Below are 15,972 nucleotides of genomic sequence, written 5' to 3'. Positions count from 1 at the left end.
ATGATTGTGTGTGCGGTTGATGATTACCGGAGGATGGAGAAGCTTGTCAGATTTGCGGCAGAGGAGGCGAAGTTCAGGGGAATGAAACTACACATAATCCATTCCAGTCCGGGCGGGGATAAAACCGATTTGGAAGAGGTGGAATTCGGGGAAAAACTTCTTGCCGATGCAGAGAAAATAGCGGGAGAGTACGGCATTGATGTGGAAACGCACTTTCTCCTGAGGGGGAATGATCCCGCAAAGGACATTCTTCTCTTCTGCGAGGAGGTAAATGCAAAACTTGTCGTTATCGGGGTGAAAAAAAGAACTCCCGCCGGTAAACTGCTGTTCGGAAGTGTTGCGCAGCAGGTGATACTGCACGCAGAGATTCCTGTGATATGTATAAAATGAGGTGGTCGCATGTCCGGATTTCCGCTTGAAGGTATAAAGGTGCTTGAGCTTGGGCAGGCTGTTGCTGGACCGTATATCGGCACGCTTCTGGCAGATCTTGGAGCAGAGGTAATTCACATTGAGAGGCCAAAGGTGGGGGACTTGGCAAGGCACTGGATTCCGATACGTGGGGATCTCAGCTTTTATTTTGCGGTAACCAACAGGAACAAGAAGTCCATGACGCTTGACTTGAAAAAGGATGCGGGCAGAGAGATTTTCATGAAGCTTGCTGAAGAAGCCGACGTAATCATAGAGAACTTTGTTCCAGGGGTAGTGAAAAGGCTGGGCGTGGATTACGAAAGCATTAAGAAGGTGAATCCAGATATAATCTACCTGCACGTTTCGGGATTCGGTCAGACAGGGCCTTATAAGGATCGACCTGCATTTGATCAGGTTCTTCAGGGAGAAACGGGGATAATCAGCTATACCGGGACACGGGACAACCCATCCAAAGTTAACGTTCCCATAACTGACCTGCTGGCCGCCATGTATGGTGTTTACGCAGTTCTCGCTGCCCTCTATCATCGGGAAAAAACAGGAAAGGGGATGGAAATTGATGTCTCCCTTTTCGACTGTGCCGTAACGTTGATGATGAATCTGATGAACATGGTGCTTGTGGAGGGTATGAAGGATGAGGAGCTTAGAATGGGTTCAAAGTACTTCCTTGCAACGCCTTACGAGCCGTATCCTGCTGGAGATGGCAGACTCGTTAATATAGTTGTTGCAACGGAGTGGCACTGGCAGGCATTTTGCAGGGCTGTGGGGCTTGAACACATAATGGATGATCCAAGGTTCAGGACGAATCAGGACCGGCTGAGGCACAGAGAGGAACTGGAGAAGATAATTGTTGAAAAGCTTAAGGAAAAAAGCAGGGATGAGTGGATTGAAATACTGCTCGAGGCGGGGGTGCCATGTGGTGCGGTGAATACGATTGAGGAGGTCGTGAATCATCCCCAGACAAGAGAGAGGAATGTGATAGTGGATGTGGAGTACCCCGGGCTCGGGAAGATAAAGCTCTTCAACAATCCCGTGAAGTTTTCAGGGTTTGAAATTGATGTGAGCAGACCTCCGAAGCTTGGAGAGCACACTGAGGAAATTCTGAGGAGGCTCGGTTATGATAGTGAGGACATTGCCAGGCTGAGAGAAAGTGGAACGGTGTAAATGACACTCAACAGAATTCATTTTTTAATTCTTGAGATTCTTTCTGAAAGTGGAATTGCAAGCTCATACAAGATAGCCGAGGCTTTGAAGGCAAAGGGAATCCATCATGATGCCCGGACAATACGATACCATATTGAAAAGCTTGCCAGAGATGGTCTCGTTAGAAAGCATGACCGGGGAGCTTCGATAACCGAAAAAGGTATTGAGGCTCTGAAGAGACACAATGTATTTGGCAGGCTGGGAGAGTTTTCTGAGAAAATAGAGTTCAATGTTTATAACTGCACCTTTAACCTGCTTGAAATGAGGGGAACTGTGCCAACCGATATTGCGGTGATCGACAAAAAGTGGTATGAAAATACAAGGGAGATAATTCTGAAAATGGCTGAAGCTCCTTTCCTGATCTCGAACCTTATCGTTTTGCGGGATGAGGGGGAGACCCTCGGAGAATATGAAGTTCCGGAGGGGAATTTTGCTCTTGTGGTGATTTCAAACACTCTTTTCGATGTAATAATGAGAAATGCAGGCATCAATCTGTACCCGGAATTTGCCGGATTGCTCTACTGGAAGGATGGGTCGAGAGGCGTCAGTGAGATCATCAGCTACAGGGGAACAACGCTGAGCCCCGGATGGCTTTTTCTGAGGGCAGGCATGACAAGGGTATGGGATGCTCTCGATGGAGAGGGCTATCTCATTGTTGCCATCAGAAGTTTCAGCAAGCACGCAGTGGATATTGCCAGAATGGAAATCGAAATGGCTGAGTCCAAGGATATCCGGGGTGTGGTTGAGCTATCTGAGGACAAAAACGGTTTTCCCTTTTTCGGCATGAAAGCCAGCATGACCATCCTCGCTGGTCTGAATTATCTTGCACCGCTGTTTGAAAATGGCATACCTGGCGAATTGATGGTAAATGATATTCTGGTTGACATCAGGGAATTTGCTGACCCTGAGAGGGCATTCAGGTAATGTCTCTGAATACTACCTTCATTCCGTTAAGCAGTATGTTCCTTGTGGACTCATCGAGGTCCTTCAGGAGCGCTTCGAAGTCCTGTATCTCGCTGTAATCTCCGCTTTCAGCCAGCCTTATTACTGCAAGAGGGTTCCTCGTTTTGCTCAGGTATTCATACACTTCTGAAACTCTGTTTCCATTTATACCCATATTCTCCATAAGCCAGGTTAGCCAGGCAGTTCTTGCCTCTTTTGAAGCTATGTCTACAGTCCTCTCCTCGAGTTCAAGCAGAACTTTGACGAGAATGAAGTAAAGCTCCAGTATGTCCTCTTTTTTCCATTTTGAAACGTGCTTCAGCAGAACATCATCGATTTTTTTCTGTATGTCTTTCATTCTGTAAACAATATACATCAGGTCCTCAATTCCCTTGCTGAATTTGTACTCCTCATCCCGTTTGATTTCGAAAATCCACACCCTCCTCAGAACCTCGTTTATCGTTTTCATGTCGAGCTGTAGAAACTCAACCCTCGTTCTGAACATCTCTTCTATCTCAGCTCTGTTGGGGAGAACGATGTCGTTTATCAGGCTTGACATTTCAACAAGCCTTGTAAACAGTATGTAGAATACGGGATTGAAGATGTTTCCGGTTTTTTTCAGTTTTACAGCCCTTTTTACAAAATCCTCGTCGAATATCTCCCGTATCTCTTCTTCAAACTCCATACTTCTCCCTTAACCTTGCAAGTGACTCTCTCTGTTCAATAAATTTTTCCTTGAACCCTCTAAGCACGCCGTAGTGCTCTACCATCCAGTCGTATGATAAAACACCTCCTGTCTCCACGACCTGAAGGTCCTCTGTCAGCTTTGATCTGCACACTGTGCATTCCAGATTGCCTTCTTTAACCCTGAAAACCTCCGAAAGGCAGACAGGGCACTGTCCATCCAACGTCAGTCTTTCGTCTTTCTGAATTGCCTCCACAAGCAGGTCGAGTTTTTTCACGTTTTCCTCTGTGAGTGTCTCTCCGGGCAGAGCGGCGTGGATGGGCAGAATGGCAAGAGGCTCTATGCCCAGAACTCTCAGCAGAATGTTGTACGTGTTGGCACCCCATCCCCTGAGCTCTTCAAAGCCGTAGAAGTAGATCGCGGCTCCCTTTTTCTTGCTCAGCTCTTTCATGTACGGGAGTGCCATGAACATTCTGTCCAGAAGGGCTTTCATCATCCCGGTTGCGTCAAGCCAGTAAATTGCAGACGATATCAGGACAAAATCTGCATCTAAAAGCCTGTTTAATACGAGGTTAACGTCGTCCTCTATCATGCACTCCTGGCCGAACAGGCAGGCATAGCAGGCCTTGCATGGCTCAATGTTGAGTTCAGTAACGTTCAGGATATCAAGCTCAGCATCAAGCTTTTTCGCGATATACCTTGCAGCGAGAATGCTGTTGCCCTTCCTTTTGGTTCCCGTAAGCGCAAGAATTTTCATCGTTATTTCGCTCGGTAATTAAATTTAATAAGTATTTCTATTTATTGTTCTATTCTTCAAAGTCTCCAAAATACTCGTCGTCCTCAAACTCCTCTTCGTCGTCAAAATTGCTCTCGTCTTCGTACTCTTTTTCAAGGTCTTCGGGTTCGAACTCTTCATTTGTGTCGAGGAGTATGAACTTTCCGTTTTCGTACAGTAAAACTGCACCGCAGAGATCGCACTCGATTTCAACACCCTCGAATAGGTCCCTGATTTCGATTTCTTCTCCGCAGGACGGACATGCTATGAGCTTCATTGCAATCACCCTTCCGGGCAAAAATATAAATTTTTCCCTGTGTCAATCCGATTCACGGTCTGGAGGACTATCCCCGGGTTTTATTCACACCCTGATGGATAAATTCAAAATAAAAATTTTTGAAAAACTGTTAAACAAGGTCCAGAACAATAGATTCTCCGTTCTCTACTTGATTTTCAGTAAGTTCAAGTGTCTTCACTACTCCACCGCTCTCAATTGTGTATGCCGTTACCGGTTTGACCGGGTAGTTGGTATCCTGGGCATACGGCAGTACAAGCTCGTATTCTCCATTTACAACAGGCACCTTCTGAATGTAGTCGAAGGTTCTGCCCTGATTTGTTTTAACGGTGACCTTTGCAATGACAAAATCTCCACTGGCCTTGCCCGTAACTTTTGCACCCTCAACAAACTCGAAAACCTTGACGTAACCCGAGTATGCTGTCGGAATCCTGCCGTAATCGAATTTGTTTGCATACATCGAATTGTAAATGTTCTTGTACACGAGTTCATTGAGCCCGGACAGCGTGTTCGTGCTGAAACCACTCTCGTAAACCATTCTGTAGTGCTTCAGACCGCTTCCATCGAATATATGGAACTTTGCCTCCATGGTTCTGTAGTAATCTTCACGGGGAATGCTCACATGGGTGATGACTCTCCCTCCTGCAGGTATCTGCCCAGTAAGCGAGAGTCCGAGATTTCCGTTGGCATCAACATACACTATCCCTCCACCGGCATAGTATGTTCTCTCGGCTTTACCAAGCTCGCCCTCTGCCCACACTGCCATCGCGTAGAATTTGCCTGTAGCCATCTCCACATCGCTGACAACGTACTTTACACCCAGTTTTTCGGCAATCCTGTCCGCGTAGCTCTCATTGAACGCCGTGAAGAACGGAGCAGCTCCGGGCACATCGTTGTATTTATTGCCTATGCCCTGCTGGAATGGATTGGCAACGGGAATGCGGTGTGCAATTGCCGTGATCCAGTGGCCGTAATCCCACCAGCTTATTATGCTGTAAACCCCGTCCGGGTAGTATGGATATCTTTCCCCGGAACTCTCCGGTGGTTTGTAAAGCTGGTAGTAAAATTCGTCGTAAACTTCTTTGCCGGGAGTGTTTTCTTTCATCCACTCAAGCGTATCGTACCACTGCTTGTTTATTCCCCCTGCAGACCACTTGCTGTAGAAGTTGGCCTGGGAAAATGTTGGATATATGAGTACGAGAAGCAGAAGCACACCGGCAATCACAGCCTTGACGCCGATTTTTTTCATTTTCTTCTGGTTATTGCTTATTGCTGCTTCGAGGTATTCGTAGAATCTCACTCTGCCAAGAATCTCACTCACGATTGCAGATGCAAACACTGCTGAAACAACTCCAAAGTAGTAGGCGAAGCGGTTCTGTCCAGTAAGGGCTATGAGCATCGCAAATGCCCAGATGGATATGTACAGATATCTTTCGCTTTTGTCCCTGAATGCTCTGAATGCATAGTAGAACATTGCGGGAATGGCAAAGAAGAATGTAATGCTGAAGTTCTGCCATGCTGGCTCAAAGCTGAATTTCCCTCCGAGACTGAAGAACGGCTGGACTTCTGCTATGGTTAAGGCACCGCCTTTGGGCTGGACAACTCCAATTATCTGCTTGATGTTTCTTGCAAAGTCGGGAGCGACTGCGAAGATGATTAATGCAAGGATTGCTGAGAGGGTGAGAATGGCTGCCGGAAACATGTATCTGTTATCGACTCCCTTTGCATCGGCCCACCGGCTGGTGATTCTCTCGATTACATGGAATACTGCTGCTATGACTGCGGCACCTGCGAGAATTATAAGCTGGAACACCGTGTAGAATGTAGTACTGAAACCAGGTGCTTTGAATGCAAATGGCAGGTAGATTATCGCAGCAACACCGAACGAAATCATCGCAACTGCTGAAAGGCTGGATGTGTCAATCCTGAGAAAATCCTTCAGAAGGTATGCGGCAAAAATGAATGTGAGTATCAGCAGGGCGGAGATGAATCCAGGTCCCCATGCCAGGAGGTACAGACCAATACACACACCGGCGAAAACAGGATACTTCAGCATTCCGGGTTCTCTGATGCTTTCTCTGTAATTCTTTCCTTTCCATCTATTGTATGCAAGAATAAATGCTCCGAGGGACGAAACCTGCCAGAAAACCTCCCATATATGGTGGTCGTTAAAGCTCAGAACGCTCCTTGCCATCAGCTGTCCAGGTATCAGTACGACGATGAATGCTGAAATAACTCCTGCATTTCTCCCGAATATCTCCCTTACCAGCAGGTAAACTGGTAATGCAAGCAAAGCCCCCCCGAATGCCGGGATAAATGCTATTGCGGTTCTGATTTCTGCAGGAGTGGAGGCTCCAGAAAGCATGGCAACGAAAGCGCTGAGGTATGTTAGAAAAGGTCCGAAATGCGTGTGTGTCCCATGCGGGAAGTACGTGAACGCATCGAACCAGATTCTGCTGGGGAAGTTGTGAATCAGGTTGTCAACGAGCCTGAAGTAGTACCACGGATCATTTCCGCTCAGTCTTGCCCCCTCCATCCATGATACAAATACGGCATTCCAGGGGTTTACAATTCTCAGGTAAAGGCCTGTGATAATTGCAAGGACGAGGAATGGAACATGCCAGTACTTTTCGATTTTTTCCGTCATCGCCTTTTTGTTTTTCGGTCAGGATAAAAAGCTTTTCATGAGAGGTTAATATTTTAAATCTATAAGACAATCCCGGATACTGTGCTTGCCAGAAAAGTTCTGAGGAACTCAGTTTACAACAGCATGTCCGTACTTGTGGGCAATATTTCCGGCCTTGTGATTACCATTTATCTTGCAAGAGCCCTGAAACCGGAGCTTTTTGGAATTTATTCTCTTGCAATATCTGTTGCCTTTTTCCTGCTCACGTTTACCGATCTGGGAATAAATGCGACCGTCGTCAGGTATGGCGCCCATGCGGTTGGGAAGGGGGACTATGCGCTGTTCAGAGGGTACGTGTATAGTATTGGAAAGCTAAAGATTGCTTTAACTCTTGCTGTTTCCACCGGGTTGTTTGTTTTTTCGGATGTTGTTTCGATCAAGGTTTTCGGTAAACCTGCCCTTTCCACCCCACTGAAAATAATTTCCGGCTATATTTTTTCTGGGCGTTTTCAGGATATTTTAACGGCATATTCAATTCACTGAACGATTTTAAAGCGAATTTGGTCAGGTCGATAGTATATGAAGCCGTAAGGCTGATTTCAATCTTCGTTCTTGTGGGGGCAGGCCTTTCGGTTTTAGGGGCGGTCTCTGCTTTCGTTCTGGCGAGTTTTGCATCCTGTTTTTCACTGCTTTATCTTCTCATCAGGAATTATGGTTCTCTCATACGAGGGTACGCTGAAAAAGTCAGGTGGAACAAGGTTTTGAGATTTACGGGTTATCTCACCATTGGGTCGGTTACATGGGTCGTTTATGCATACATTGATTCGATAATGATCGGTGTATTCCTGCCTGCTGAAGATGTTGGATTCTACAGGGCAGCCTACAACATAATCGGGGCTGTAAGCGGTCTGGTCTCCATTCCTGCGGTTCTTTTTCCGGTTTTTGTTCAGCTCGAGGGAAGGGATTTGAACAATGCTTTCAGCAGAGCGTTTCGCTTTTCTTCGATCATAGCCTTCCCCGCAGTGGCGGGTCTTGCCCTTCTTAGTAAGCAGGTCATCAGGTTTGTTTACGGTCCTGATTACCTTCAGGCTGCTCTGCCAATGATGGTGCTTTCTTTATTGATATTCCGCTCAGCACTCGGCTTCTGGGCGGTTCTCTTCAACTTCAAGGAGATGCCGGAATACCCAGTATATATATCGTTTGCAGGCATGCTGATCAATGTTGTTCTGAATTATTTTTTCATTCTGGCTTACGGGATTGTGGGTGCAGCCATTGCCACGGTGGTATCGAATGCTATCACCTGGGTTGCGATGGCGGTCGCATCCAGAAGACTTCTCGGCATATTCTTTGATTACAGGGATCTGGTGAAGCCGTTCATTTCTTCTGCGGTTATGGTTCTCATGCTCAGTCTGACGGAGTTCACATCACTTTTGGATGCTGTTTTGAAGGTTGCTGGCGGAGCCATGCTGTATTTCGGCATTCTGTTTTTGGTAAGGGGCATTGGAAAAGAGGATGTGCAATATTTACGAAAAGTGGTTGCCGGACGGCAGAAATAAAAATATGTTGGCCGGGTTTCAGTAGGGGGTCATCCAGCTCTCGTCATCCTTGTAGACGGCCTCGTTTATTATCATTCTTCCCTTTACAAGTGGCTCAGGTTTTTTAACTGCCTCAATTCTGAAGAGTGTTGATGTGTAGAAGTTGTGGTCAATTCTCGCTCCAAATTTTTGAACGACCGGTAGCTTGTCCTGAAATCTGAAAAAGTTCTTTTCCTCATCAGGATATACGTTGAATTTCCTTCTCAGGTCCGTGATGACGAAACCCATATCGTAGATCATTTTCTGAATCTCGTACCACTTTTTCCTTGATGCTTCGAGGGTTGTTATTCCGAAGTATCCGGAGCATCCCTCGCCCTTTAATGCCGAAACCCCTCTGCTGAGAAAGAGTTTCAGACCGGGGATGGTTTCGACAGGATCGGTAACAAACACGTCGTATTTCCCTCTGAACTTGTCTGGTAGTTCATTCTGAACATCGCAGGTTTCTGCCTCTACACTGAGGCCGTATTCGTCGGCAGTTCTGTTTATGAAATCTATGAGCCTTTCATCTGCGTCAATCACGCTTATTTTTTCGGGCATTCCAGTAAGGGCTGCTGCTATGCTGAGCAGGTCATCATCGCCAACGACAAAAATCCTCGACCTCAGGAGGTCTCCTCTTTCATAGATGAATTCAACCCTTCTTATGACTCCTTCCGGGCTTATGAATCCCTGGTCAAAAACTTCGACCGTTTCGGGTCGTTTCTCTGCTATTTCCTTGTACTTTTTCAGAATCTCTTCAAAGTCCTTGGATATCACGTATCCCGTACCTTCGCAGCTCTTACACCTTGTATCAATGTTTATTGCTCCGAGTTCGTTTATCAGTCTCCTTGCCTTCTCTGTCGGGATTACATTTCCATTCTCAATCTGGATTATGCCCTCGTCAACAAGTTCGTCTATCAGCTGGAAAAACTCTGGCAGGCTGGCGTCCTGCATATCTATAAGCCTGTAAACGGAAACAGGGCCTGAAGAAAGAGCCTGGAGTATCTGATTCCGTATTCTCCTCATCATGTTTTGGTTCTCGGCGGAAAATTTATTTAAAATTTTTTATGTGCTAACCACGATCAAGGACGTAGTGTCTGTAGGATTCAGGTCTGAACTTCTCCAAAAACAGCTCAAAAGCTTTGTCGGTCTTTCTCGTATCTCCACAAGTGAAAATGTCGAGATTCACAAGCCCGTGTTCGGGCCAGGTGTGTATCGAAATGTGGCTTTCGGCTATTAGCACAACACCAGTAACGCCGTATGGCTCAAATTGCTTGTAATGAGAACTGATTTTTGTAAGCCCAGCCTCCTCAACAACACTTTCGACAATATCTCTTACCCTGCCCTCATGGGATATCAACTCCTCGGCTACACCATACAATTCTGCAATTATATGTTTGCCTACGATCATCTTCATCACCTTCTCCCATTTCTGGCATCGTAAACACCTCTAAACTACTGGAAATCGGGATTTTTTGAAGTTTCAGACCATTCTAATATTGAATCGCTGGTAATACAAATTGATTTTTAAAGTTTTCGCAAAATGTGGGGAATATCAAACTCCATTTCTAAAACAAAAAGGAAATTATAGGCCAATTTAGGTTTATTCAGGAATTTATTTGCCATTTCTGGTTAATTCCAAAAATTTCCGGTTTTTTTGTTTTTCAATCAATCAGCCTTAATATCTGTGCATACGAATAATTGCATATTGAGAGATATCAGGATCGGGACATCAAAAATATTTTAAACCCACTTTTAAAGTCAAGGCTGATAGTCTACGGAGGAATCCGTAGGAGGCGCAAGCCGCTGCACTACGGGGTGATAAAATGCTGGTTGAGAAAAGTTTGCTTGAGGAGAAAATCGGAGAAGCAATAAATGGTGCAAAGCCAAGGAAATTCACAGAAACCGTGGAAATGGCAGTGAATCTGAGAAATCTTGACATGAAGAAACCGGAAAACAGACTTGACTCTCTTGTGCTGCTGCCAAAAGGTCTTGGAAAGCCGAGAAGGATTGGTGTTTTTGCGAGGGGTGAAACTGCGCTTAAAGCTAAGGAAGCTGGAGCTGATGTGCTCGTTTCTCCGGAAGAGATTGACGAGCTTGCCAAGAACAAGAGGGAAGCAAGAAAGCTTGCGAATAAGGTGGATTTTTTCATAGCTGAGGCTCCTCTGATGCCTGAAATTGGTAAGAAACTCGGTCAGGTTCTCGGTCCGAGGGGTAAGATGCCTCAGCCACTGCCTCCCGGAGCAGACCCCACGCCGCTTATCGAGAGGCTCAGAAATTCTGTGAGGGTAAGGACGAGAGACAAGCTCACATTCCATGCGCCCATAGGGACAAGAGACATGGATGCTGCAGATATTGCTGAGAATGCGATGGAAATCCTTAAGGTTGTTGAGAACAAATATGATAATGCACAGCAGATTGTTAAGTCTGTATATGTTAAGACAACAATGGGTCCTGCAGTGAGGGTGATCTGAAATGTCCGCAGTAAGGGGAAAGGTTCCACAATGGAAAGTGGATGCTGTTGAGGAAATTAAGAGGCTCTTCAGGGAATACCCTGTTGTTGGTATAGCGGGATTCAGGGGGGTGCCCTCCTCTCAGTTTCAGAGTGTGAGAAGGGACCTCAGAGATGAGGTCGCGATAAGGGTTGTGAAGAACACTCTGCTCAAGCTTGCTCTTGAGTCTCTTGGCGGAGATTACAAGAAGCTTGAAGATTACATTGAGGATCAGGTAGCTATCGTTGCATCCAGGCTGAATCCCTTCAAGCTCTTCAAGAAGCTTGAAAATACGAAAACTCCGTCACCATTGAAGCCAAATCAGGTTTCACCTGTTGACGTTGTTGTTGAAGCTGGACCAACCAATTTCCCTCCCGGCCCAATTCTCGGAGAAATTCAGGCTGCGGGAATTCCTGCAGCGATTGAGAAGGGTAAGATTGTCGTGAAGAACACGGTTACAGTTGTCAAGGCTGGAGAGGTTGTTAAGCCTGAAGTTGCAAGGGCACTCAACCTTCTTGAAGTTAAGCCAATCAAAATAGGGCTTGACACAAAGGCTCTGATGGAGAATGGAATAGTTTTCACTCCTGTGGATCTCGCAATTGATGAGGCGCAGGTCTTTGAGGACTTCATTGAGGCTGCAAGGAAGGCACTCAATCTGGCAGTTAATTCAGCATACGTTACGGAGGAGACGGCTGAGATACTCATCCAGAAGGCATTCCTTGACGCAAAGAACCTTGCAATAAATGCCGCGGTATTCGAGAAGGAAGTCATGCCGGATATACTTGCAAAGGCATACTCAGAGATGCTTGCGGTTGCAAATCTGCTGGGTGATGAGGCTCTTGATGAAGATCTGAAGGAGAGGCTTAGCGGTTTGAGTGTCGCCGTTCAGCAACCTGCTGCGGAGCAGGTTGAAGAGGCGAAGGAAGAAGAGGAAGAGGAGGAAGAAGAGCCCAAAGAGGAGGAGGCTCTCGAAGGTTTGGGTGCGTTATTCGGTTAATTGAGAGGTGATGAAAATGGAGTATGTGTATGCTGCGTTGTTGCTACATGCTGCTGGAAAGGAAATAACAGAGGAGAATGTAAAGGCAGTGCTTGAAGCTGCTGGAATCGAGGTCAACGAGGCGAGAGTTAAGGCACTGGTTGCTGCTCTTGAGGGTGTTGACATTGAGGAGGCAGTGAGCAAGGCCGCATTTGCTGCTCCTGCCGTCGCAGCCGCACCGGCTGCAGCTCCTGCCGAGGGAGCAGCAGAAGCAGAGGAGAAGAAGGAAGAGGAAGAAGAGGAAGAGGCCAAGGAAGAGGAAGCCCTCGAGGGACTCGGGGCACTCTTTGGCTGAACAACAATTTTTTCTTCTTTTTATGAAAAAGGAGCTTGCGATCATTCTTGAAAAACTTGATGTTTTCAGGAATCCAAAAATACAGCTTGAACAGTATCCAACGCCGTCTGGCCTGGCAGCGGAGCTTGCGGTCACAGCCAACCTGCTCGATTCTCATGTGAGCAGGTTTGTTGACCTCGGATGCGGGACGGGGATACTCTCCATTGCTTTTTCCCTTGTAGGTTTTGAGGTTCTTGGTGTGGACAAGGATAGGGAAGCTCTGCTTCTTGCAAGATCCAACAGTGAAAAAGCTGGAGTCTTTGTTGATTTTGTTCACCAGGATGTCAGATTTCTTGAAATCAAAGAACGAACAGGAGTGGTCATGAATCCCCCGTTTGGAATTCAGAGGAGAAATGCGGACAGGATTTTTCTCGAAAAAGCTTTTGAGATCGGGGAAGTTGTGTACTCCGTGCATTCAGCCGGGTCTGAAAAATTCGTGGAGAAAAATGCCGGAGATAATGGATTTGGCATCACTCATTGCTGGAAATACAGCATACCCCTTAAGCGGCTTTACTGGTTTCATGAAAAACCATATAAATTGATAAACGTAGAGGTATTCAGAATGGAGAGGATTTAGATGTTTGTGTTACCAGGAGATTTCTTGGGATATGCGGAGGAGTATATGCCTGGGAAAGGTGTTTATGAAGAGGATGGAAAGCTTTTCGCGGCAACAGCCGGAAAAGTCAGAATAGAAGAGAAGACCATAAGCGTGGAAACTGTGAAGGAGATACCTGAGCTGGGAAAGGATGATGTTGTCATAGGCAGGGTTGTGGATACGAGGAACAGCTTTGCAATGGTGGAAATTGCGAGGAAAAGAGGGAGTGAGAGGGCTTTGAGGCATTATGACAGGGCGTTGCTTCACATCTCCAACATGAGCAAGGATTACATGAAAAACGTGGATGATGCCGTTAAATACTGGGATATTGTGGTTGCAAGGGTGATAGACAACAGCCTGAGGCTTTCCATAAAGGAAAAAGACCTTGGAGTGGTGAGGGCAATCTGCAGTAAATGTGGTTCAAGACTTGAGGTTGAGAAGGATAAACTTAAATGTCCGGAATGTGGTAATGTCGAAAAAAGAAAAGTTTCTGCAAACTATGGCAAAGGAGAGTGGTGAACGATGGAAGTAAAGATCGTGGAACTGGCTGAGAACTATGTAAGGCTGATGGTTAAGGGTGAAGATCACACATTTCTGAATCTTCTTCAGCATGAGCTTGTGAATGATGATGGTGTTGTGCTTGCGAAATACAACATAACTCACCCCCTGAGGGATGAGGCCGAACTGATGATAAGGACCTCTGGAAAGGACCCACTTGAAGTTCTCAAGGAAGCGAATCAGAGGATAATCTCGAAGATTGATGAGGTTTTATCTCAGCTTTAATTTCAGTGCATAGAGTTCCTCAAAAAACAGCTTCTTTCTTTTGATGATTTCCCACATGTATTCTGATCTCTCGAGATAATCCTCCAGAGTGGCATGTGTGTGGGATGATGATATGAGTATTATCCTTCCGTTTTCGGATAGGTTGTATCTAATCTCTTCGAGGAACTTTTCAGATATTTCTGTACCCTTTTTCCCGCCATCAATTGCTATTTCAAGCCAGTCTCCCTTTTTTTCCCACTCCTCAAGTTCCAGGTAGGGTGGATTGAACAGGATGAGGGAAAATCTGGCCCTTATGCCTCTGGCGAGGTAGGTCCTGATGCTCTCTATTCCCAGTTTCTTCATGCATTTTACTGCGTGTGGATTGAGGTCTGTGGATAGCAGGTACCTGCATCTGTCCTTCAGGAAGTACGAGACATACCCGCTCCCCCCACCAACTTCAAGCACAACATCGTCTTCGTTAATCTCGACAAGAGCTGCCTCAAGAAGCAGCTCGGAATCCTCTGCCGGTTCATAAACGTTCTGACAGTTTTGCGAAAACTTCCGGTGGAATTCTTTCAGGCCTCTCATTTTTCAGGTCCTCCGGAATATCTATTCCGAGTTTTTCTGCAATTTTTCCAAACTTCTTTCTTCTGCTGGAAAATGCCTCTCTGACAAGTCTCTCGAAATTTTCCATGTTTTTTACGTTTATTTCCGGGATGGGCTTTATGATGACGATGGAAGAATCAACCTTCGGTCTGGGCCTGAAAGCTTCAGCCTTCACGTGTTCAAGGATTTTTATGGTGGCATAGGCCCGGGCAACCACGCTCAGCCTTCCGTATTTTTTTCCGCTTCTTGCAACGAGCCTCTCTGCAAATTCTTTTTGATACATAACCACTGCAAGTTCGTATCTTCTTTTCAGCAGTCTGAATGTAAGCTCGGAGGAGATCTGATATGGTATATTGGATACGAATTTGTTAAATTCAGGCCATTCAACTTTGAGAGCGTCTCCTTCAATCAGTACAAACTTCCCCTCGTTAATCTCATTCAGAAATTTGTTCTCGAGAAGTTTGACGAATCTCCTGTCTTTTTCTATCCCATAGACCTTGCCAGCATGTTTGAGAAGCTGTTCTGTTAGAATACCTGTTCCGCAACCGATTTCGAGAACTGTATCTGTTCGTTTGAGGTCTGCATATCTTGAAATTCTCGAAACAACTCCTCTGTCTATCAGAATATGCTGACCGAGCTTTTTGGAGAATTTCATAAAAAATTTATGCTGTAAAAAGTCTGTATTTTATTCTGGGGTCTTTAAGCTCGTCTATTATTCTTGAAACGATGGTCTTTTCAGGATGTGCCAGTCCCTTCACTCTGCTGGCAAGGTCTTCGAAGCTTTTGAAAGGCTCTTTTTTCCTCTCTTCAAGTATATTCCACATCAGCTTTTTCCCTATGCCTGGCAGAAGCTCAAGCTGGTGAAGTCTGGTGGTAATCGGCCCGGCATTGTTGAAGAAATCCACAAACCTCTTTTCCTGCTCTTTGACAATCTTTTCCAGAACGAAAGGCAGCTCGGATTTTGCTGTAGGGGTGAGGTCCTCGTATCTGAGTCTTCTCTTTATTTTGTTCACGACATCTCTTCCCTCTTTTCCTATATACACCTTGTCTCCAATAAGCGGGTTTTTATCCCGTCTGATGCTAACTTCCAGAAGTGTGAAGTAATTTTCCCCTATTACCTGGGCCAGAGGCTCCCTTTTGTGGATGGGCGCCTTGCTGTCAGGATGGCCGTATGGCATGAAGTCCAGCACGTAGGCATAATCCTCTAACTTTTTTCTATCTGCTGTCATGGTAATCACTCCTTATTTTAAAAAGAGAAGTATATAATTTTTTCTCAATGTTTATATTTGGCGACTATATCAAGAATCTCCTGGATCTGTTCGGGGGTCAGAGTTATTCTTTCTTTTGCGTAAATAACTCTAATTTCGTCTGGAATGTCTGGAAGGATATCTGCAATTTTTATCGCTATTTCGGTCGAAACATGTGGAAGTTTCTCAAGTTCTTCAACAAGTTTTCTCGAGGTTTCGGCATCAAGTTTTGTGACGGCATTCAGATAGTTGAGGGTTTTTCGAGTTTCAAAGCTGAGCTCAGCAACTTCCTTCCTTTTCTCAACTATTTCCGAGAGTCTCTCCTTTGCTTCAGCCAAGGTGAGATATTGAAAATCAAGAACTTCTTTGAATGTCAT

The 15,972-nt window shown here is 45.7% G+C and carries 19 protein-coding genes and 1 pseudogene; 10 read left to right on the top strand and 10 right to left on the bottom strand.

The window, feature by feature from the left end; translation table 11 throughout:
- The 3 genes from GACE_RS06920 to GACE_RS06910 are packed head-to-tail and all read left to right on the top strand — an operon-like array spanning position 1 to position 2,553.
- On the top strand, positions 1-390 hold the full coding sequence (locus GACE_RS06920) for a universal stress protein (protein ID WP_052400249.1): 390 nt from the start codon (positions 1-3) through the stop codon (positions 388-390).
- Positions 391-399: 9 nt separating this feature from the next.
- Positions 400-1,590 carry a CaiB/BaiF CoA transferase family protein gene (locus GACE_RS06915; RefSeq protein WP_048092250.1) on the top strand — a complete coding sequence of 397 codons (1,191 nt, stop codon included), beginning with the start codon at positions 400-402 and terminating at the stop codon, positions 1,588-1,590.
- Entirely contained in the window at positions 1,591-2,553 is a 963-nt protein-coding gene (locus tag GACE_RS06910; protein WP_048092249.1) for an NrpR regulatory domain-containing protein, read from the top strand.
- Here GACE_RS06910 and GACE_RS06905 read toward each other — a convergent pair.
- From GACE_RS06905 to GACE_RS06890, 4 genes are all read right to left on the bottom strand, one after another.
- On the bottom strand, positions 2,546-3,256 hold the full coding sequence (locus GACE_RS06905) for a hypothetical protein (protein ID WP_048092247.1): 711 nt from the start codon (positions 3,254-3,256) through the stop codon (positions 2,546-2,548). The two genes, GACE_RS06910 and GACE_RS06905, sit on opposite strands and share 8 nt — an antisense overlap.
- A complete protein-coding gene (locus tag GACE_RS06900; protein WP_048092245.1) occupies positions 3,246-4,013 on the bottom strand; it encodes a flavodoxin family protein in 768 nt (255 codons plus the stop codon). The genes GACE_RS06905 and GACE_RS06900 overlap by 11 nt, the downstream gene beginning before the upstream one ends.
- A 49-nt stretch (positions 4,014-4,062) precedes the next feature.
- A complete protein-coding gene (locus GACE_RS06895) occupies positions 4,063-4,308 on the bottom strand; it encodes a hypothetical protein (protein ID WP_318249150.1) in 246 nt (81 codons plus the stop codon).
- A 130-nt stretch (positions 4,309-4,438) separates the two neighbouring features.
- Positions 4,439-6,973, bottom strand: a complete 2,535-nt coding sequence (locus GACE_RS06890) for an oligosaccharyl transferase, archaeosortase A system-associated (RefSeq protein ID WP_048092243.1) — start codon at positions 6,971-6,973, stop codon at positions 4,439-4,441.
- A 123-nt stretch (positions 6,974-7,096) separates the two neighbouring features.
- On the opposite strand from GACE_RS06890, the pseudogene GACE_RS12050 reads away from it, so the two are divergent.
- A pseudogene (locus tag GACE_RS12050) lies at positions 7,097-8,508 on the top strand (oligosaccharide flippase family protein).
- Between the two features lie 18 nt (positions 8,509-8,526).
- Here GACE_RS12050 and GACE_RS06880 read toward each other — a convergent pair.
- Positions 8,527-9,552 (bottom strand): bis-aminopropyl spermidine synthase family protein, encoded by a 1,026-nt coding sequence (locus GACE_RS06880; protein WP_048092241.1) that lies wholly within the window; start codon positions 9,550-9,552, stop codon positions 8,527-8,529.
- Between the two features lie 43 nt (positions 9,553-9,595).
- Positions 9,596-9,934 (bottom strand): adenosylmethionine decarboxylase, encoded by a 339-nt coding sequence (gene speD / locus GACE_RS06875; protein ID WP_052400323.1) that lies wholly within the window; start codon positions 9,932-9,934, stop codon positions 9,596-9,598.
- Between the two features lie 415 nt (positions 9,935-10,349).
- Here speD and GACE_RS06870 point away from each other — a divergent pair, with 415 nt between their 5' ends.
- From GACE_RS06870 to GACE_RS06845, 6 genes are read left to right on the top strand one after another with little or no spacing between them, the layout of a single operon-like run.
- Positions 10,350-10,997: a 50S ribosomal protein L1 gene (locus GACE_RS06870; protein WP_048092237.1), complete on the top strand. Its 648-nt coding sequence runs from the start codon at positions 10,350-10,352 to the stop codon at positions 10,995-10,997.
- 1 nt (position 10,998) lies between these two features.
- Positions 10,999-12,012 carry a 50S ribosomal protein L10 gene (locus GACE_RS06865; protein ID WP_048092235.1) on the top strand — a complete coding sequence of 338 codons (1,014 nt, stop codon included), beginning with the start codon at positions 10,999-11,001 and terminating at the stop codon, positions 12,010-12,012.
- A gap of 16 nt (positions 12,013-12,028) precedes the next feature.
- Positions 12,029-12,346, top strand: coding sequence for a 50S ribosomal protein P1 (gene rpl12p / locus GACE_RS06860; protein ID WP_048093751.1), 318 nt, complete (start codon positions 12,029-12,031; stop codon positions 12,344-12,346).
- Between the two features lie 22 nt (positions 12,347-12,368).
- Positions 12,369-12,962 carry an METTL5 family protein gene (locus GACE_RS06855; protein WP_048092233.1) on the top strand — a complete coding sequence of 198 codons (594 nt, stop codon included), beginning with the start codon at positions 12,369-12,371 and terminating at the stop codon, positions 12,960-12,962.
- On the top strand, positions 12,963-13,499 hold the full coding sequence (locus tag GACE_RS06850) for an exosome complex RNA-binding protein Csl4 (protein WP_048092232.1): 537 nt from the start codon (positions 12,963-12,965) through the stop codon (positions 13,497-13,499).
- Positions 13,500-13,502: 3 nt separating this feature from the next.
- Entirely contained in the window at positions 13,503-13,763 is a 261-nt protein-coding gene (locus GACE_RS06845; protein WP_048092231.1) for an RpoL/Rpb11 RNA polymerase subunit family protein, read from the top strand.
- On the opposite strand, the gene GACE_RS06840 is transcribed toward GACE_RS06845, so the two are convergent.
- The 4 genes from GACE_RS06840 to GACE_RS06825 are packed head-to-tail and all read right to left on the bottom strand — an operon-like array spanning position 13,749 to position 15,972.
- Positions 13,749-14,330 carry a HemK2/MTQ2 family protein methyltransferase gene (locus GACE_RS06840; RefSeq protein WP_048092229.1) on the bottom strand — a complete coding sequence of 194 codons (582 nt, stop codon included), beginning with the start codon at positions 14,328-14,330 and terminating at the stop codon, positions 13,749-13,751. The genes GACE_RS06845 and GACE_RS06840 overlap by 15 nt on opposite strands.
- Positions 14,272-15,003, bottom strand: coding sequence for a 16S rRNA (adenine(1518)-N(6)/adenine(1519)-N(6))-dimethyltransferase RsmA (rsmA, locus tag GACE_RS06835; RefSeq protein ID WP_048092228.1), 732 nt, complete (start codon positions 15,001-15,003; stop codon positions 14,272-14,274). Before rsmA ends, GACE_RS06840 begins: the two co-directional genes overlap by 59 nt.
- Positions 15,004-15,010: 7 nt before the next feature.
- The gene (locus GACE_RS06830) at positions 15,011-15,577 is read right to left on the bottom strand and encodes a DUF655 domain-containing protein (protein WP_048092226.1); all 567 of its coding nucleotides are present in this window, start codon (positions 15,575-15,577) and stop codon (positions 15,011-15,013) included.
- Between the two features lie 44 nt (positions 15,578-15,621).
- Positions 15,622-15,972: an RNA polymerase Rpb4 family protein gene (locus GACE_RS06825; RefSeq protein WP_048092224.1), complete on the bottom strand. Its 351-nt coding sequence runs from the start codon at positions 15,970-15,972 to the stop codon at positions 15,622-15,624.

It is taken from the genome of Geoglobus acetivorans (assembly GCF_000789255.1).
GTDB lineage: Archaea > Halobacteriota > Archaeoglobi > Archaeoglobales > Archaeoglobaceae > Geoglobus > Geoglobus acetivorans_B.
This window is presented reverse-complemented; position numbering and strand designations above follow the sequence as displayed.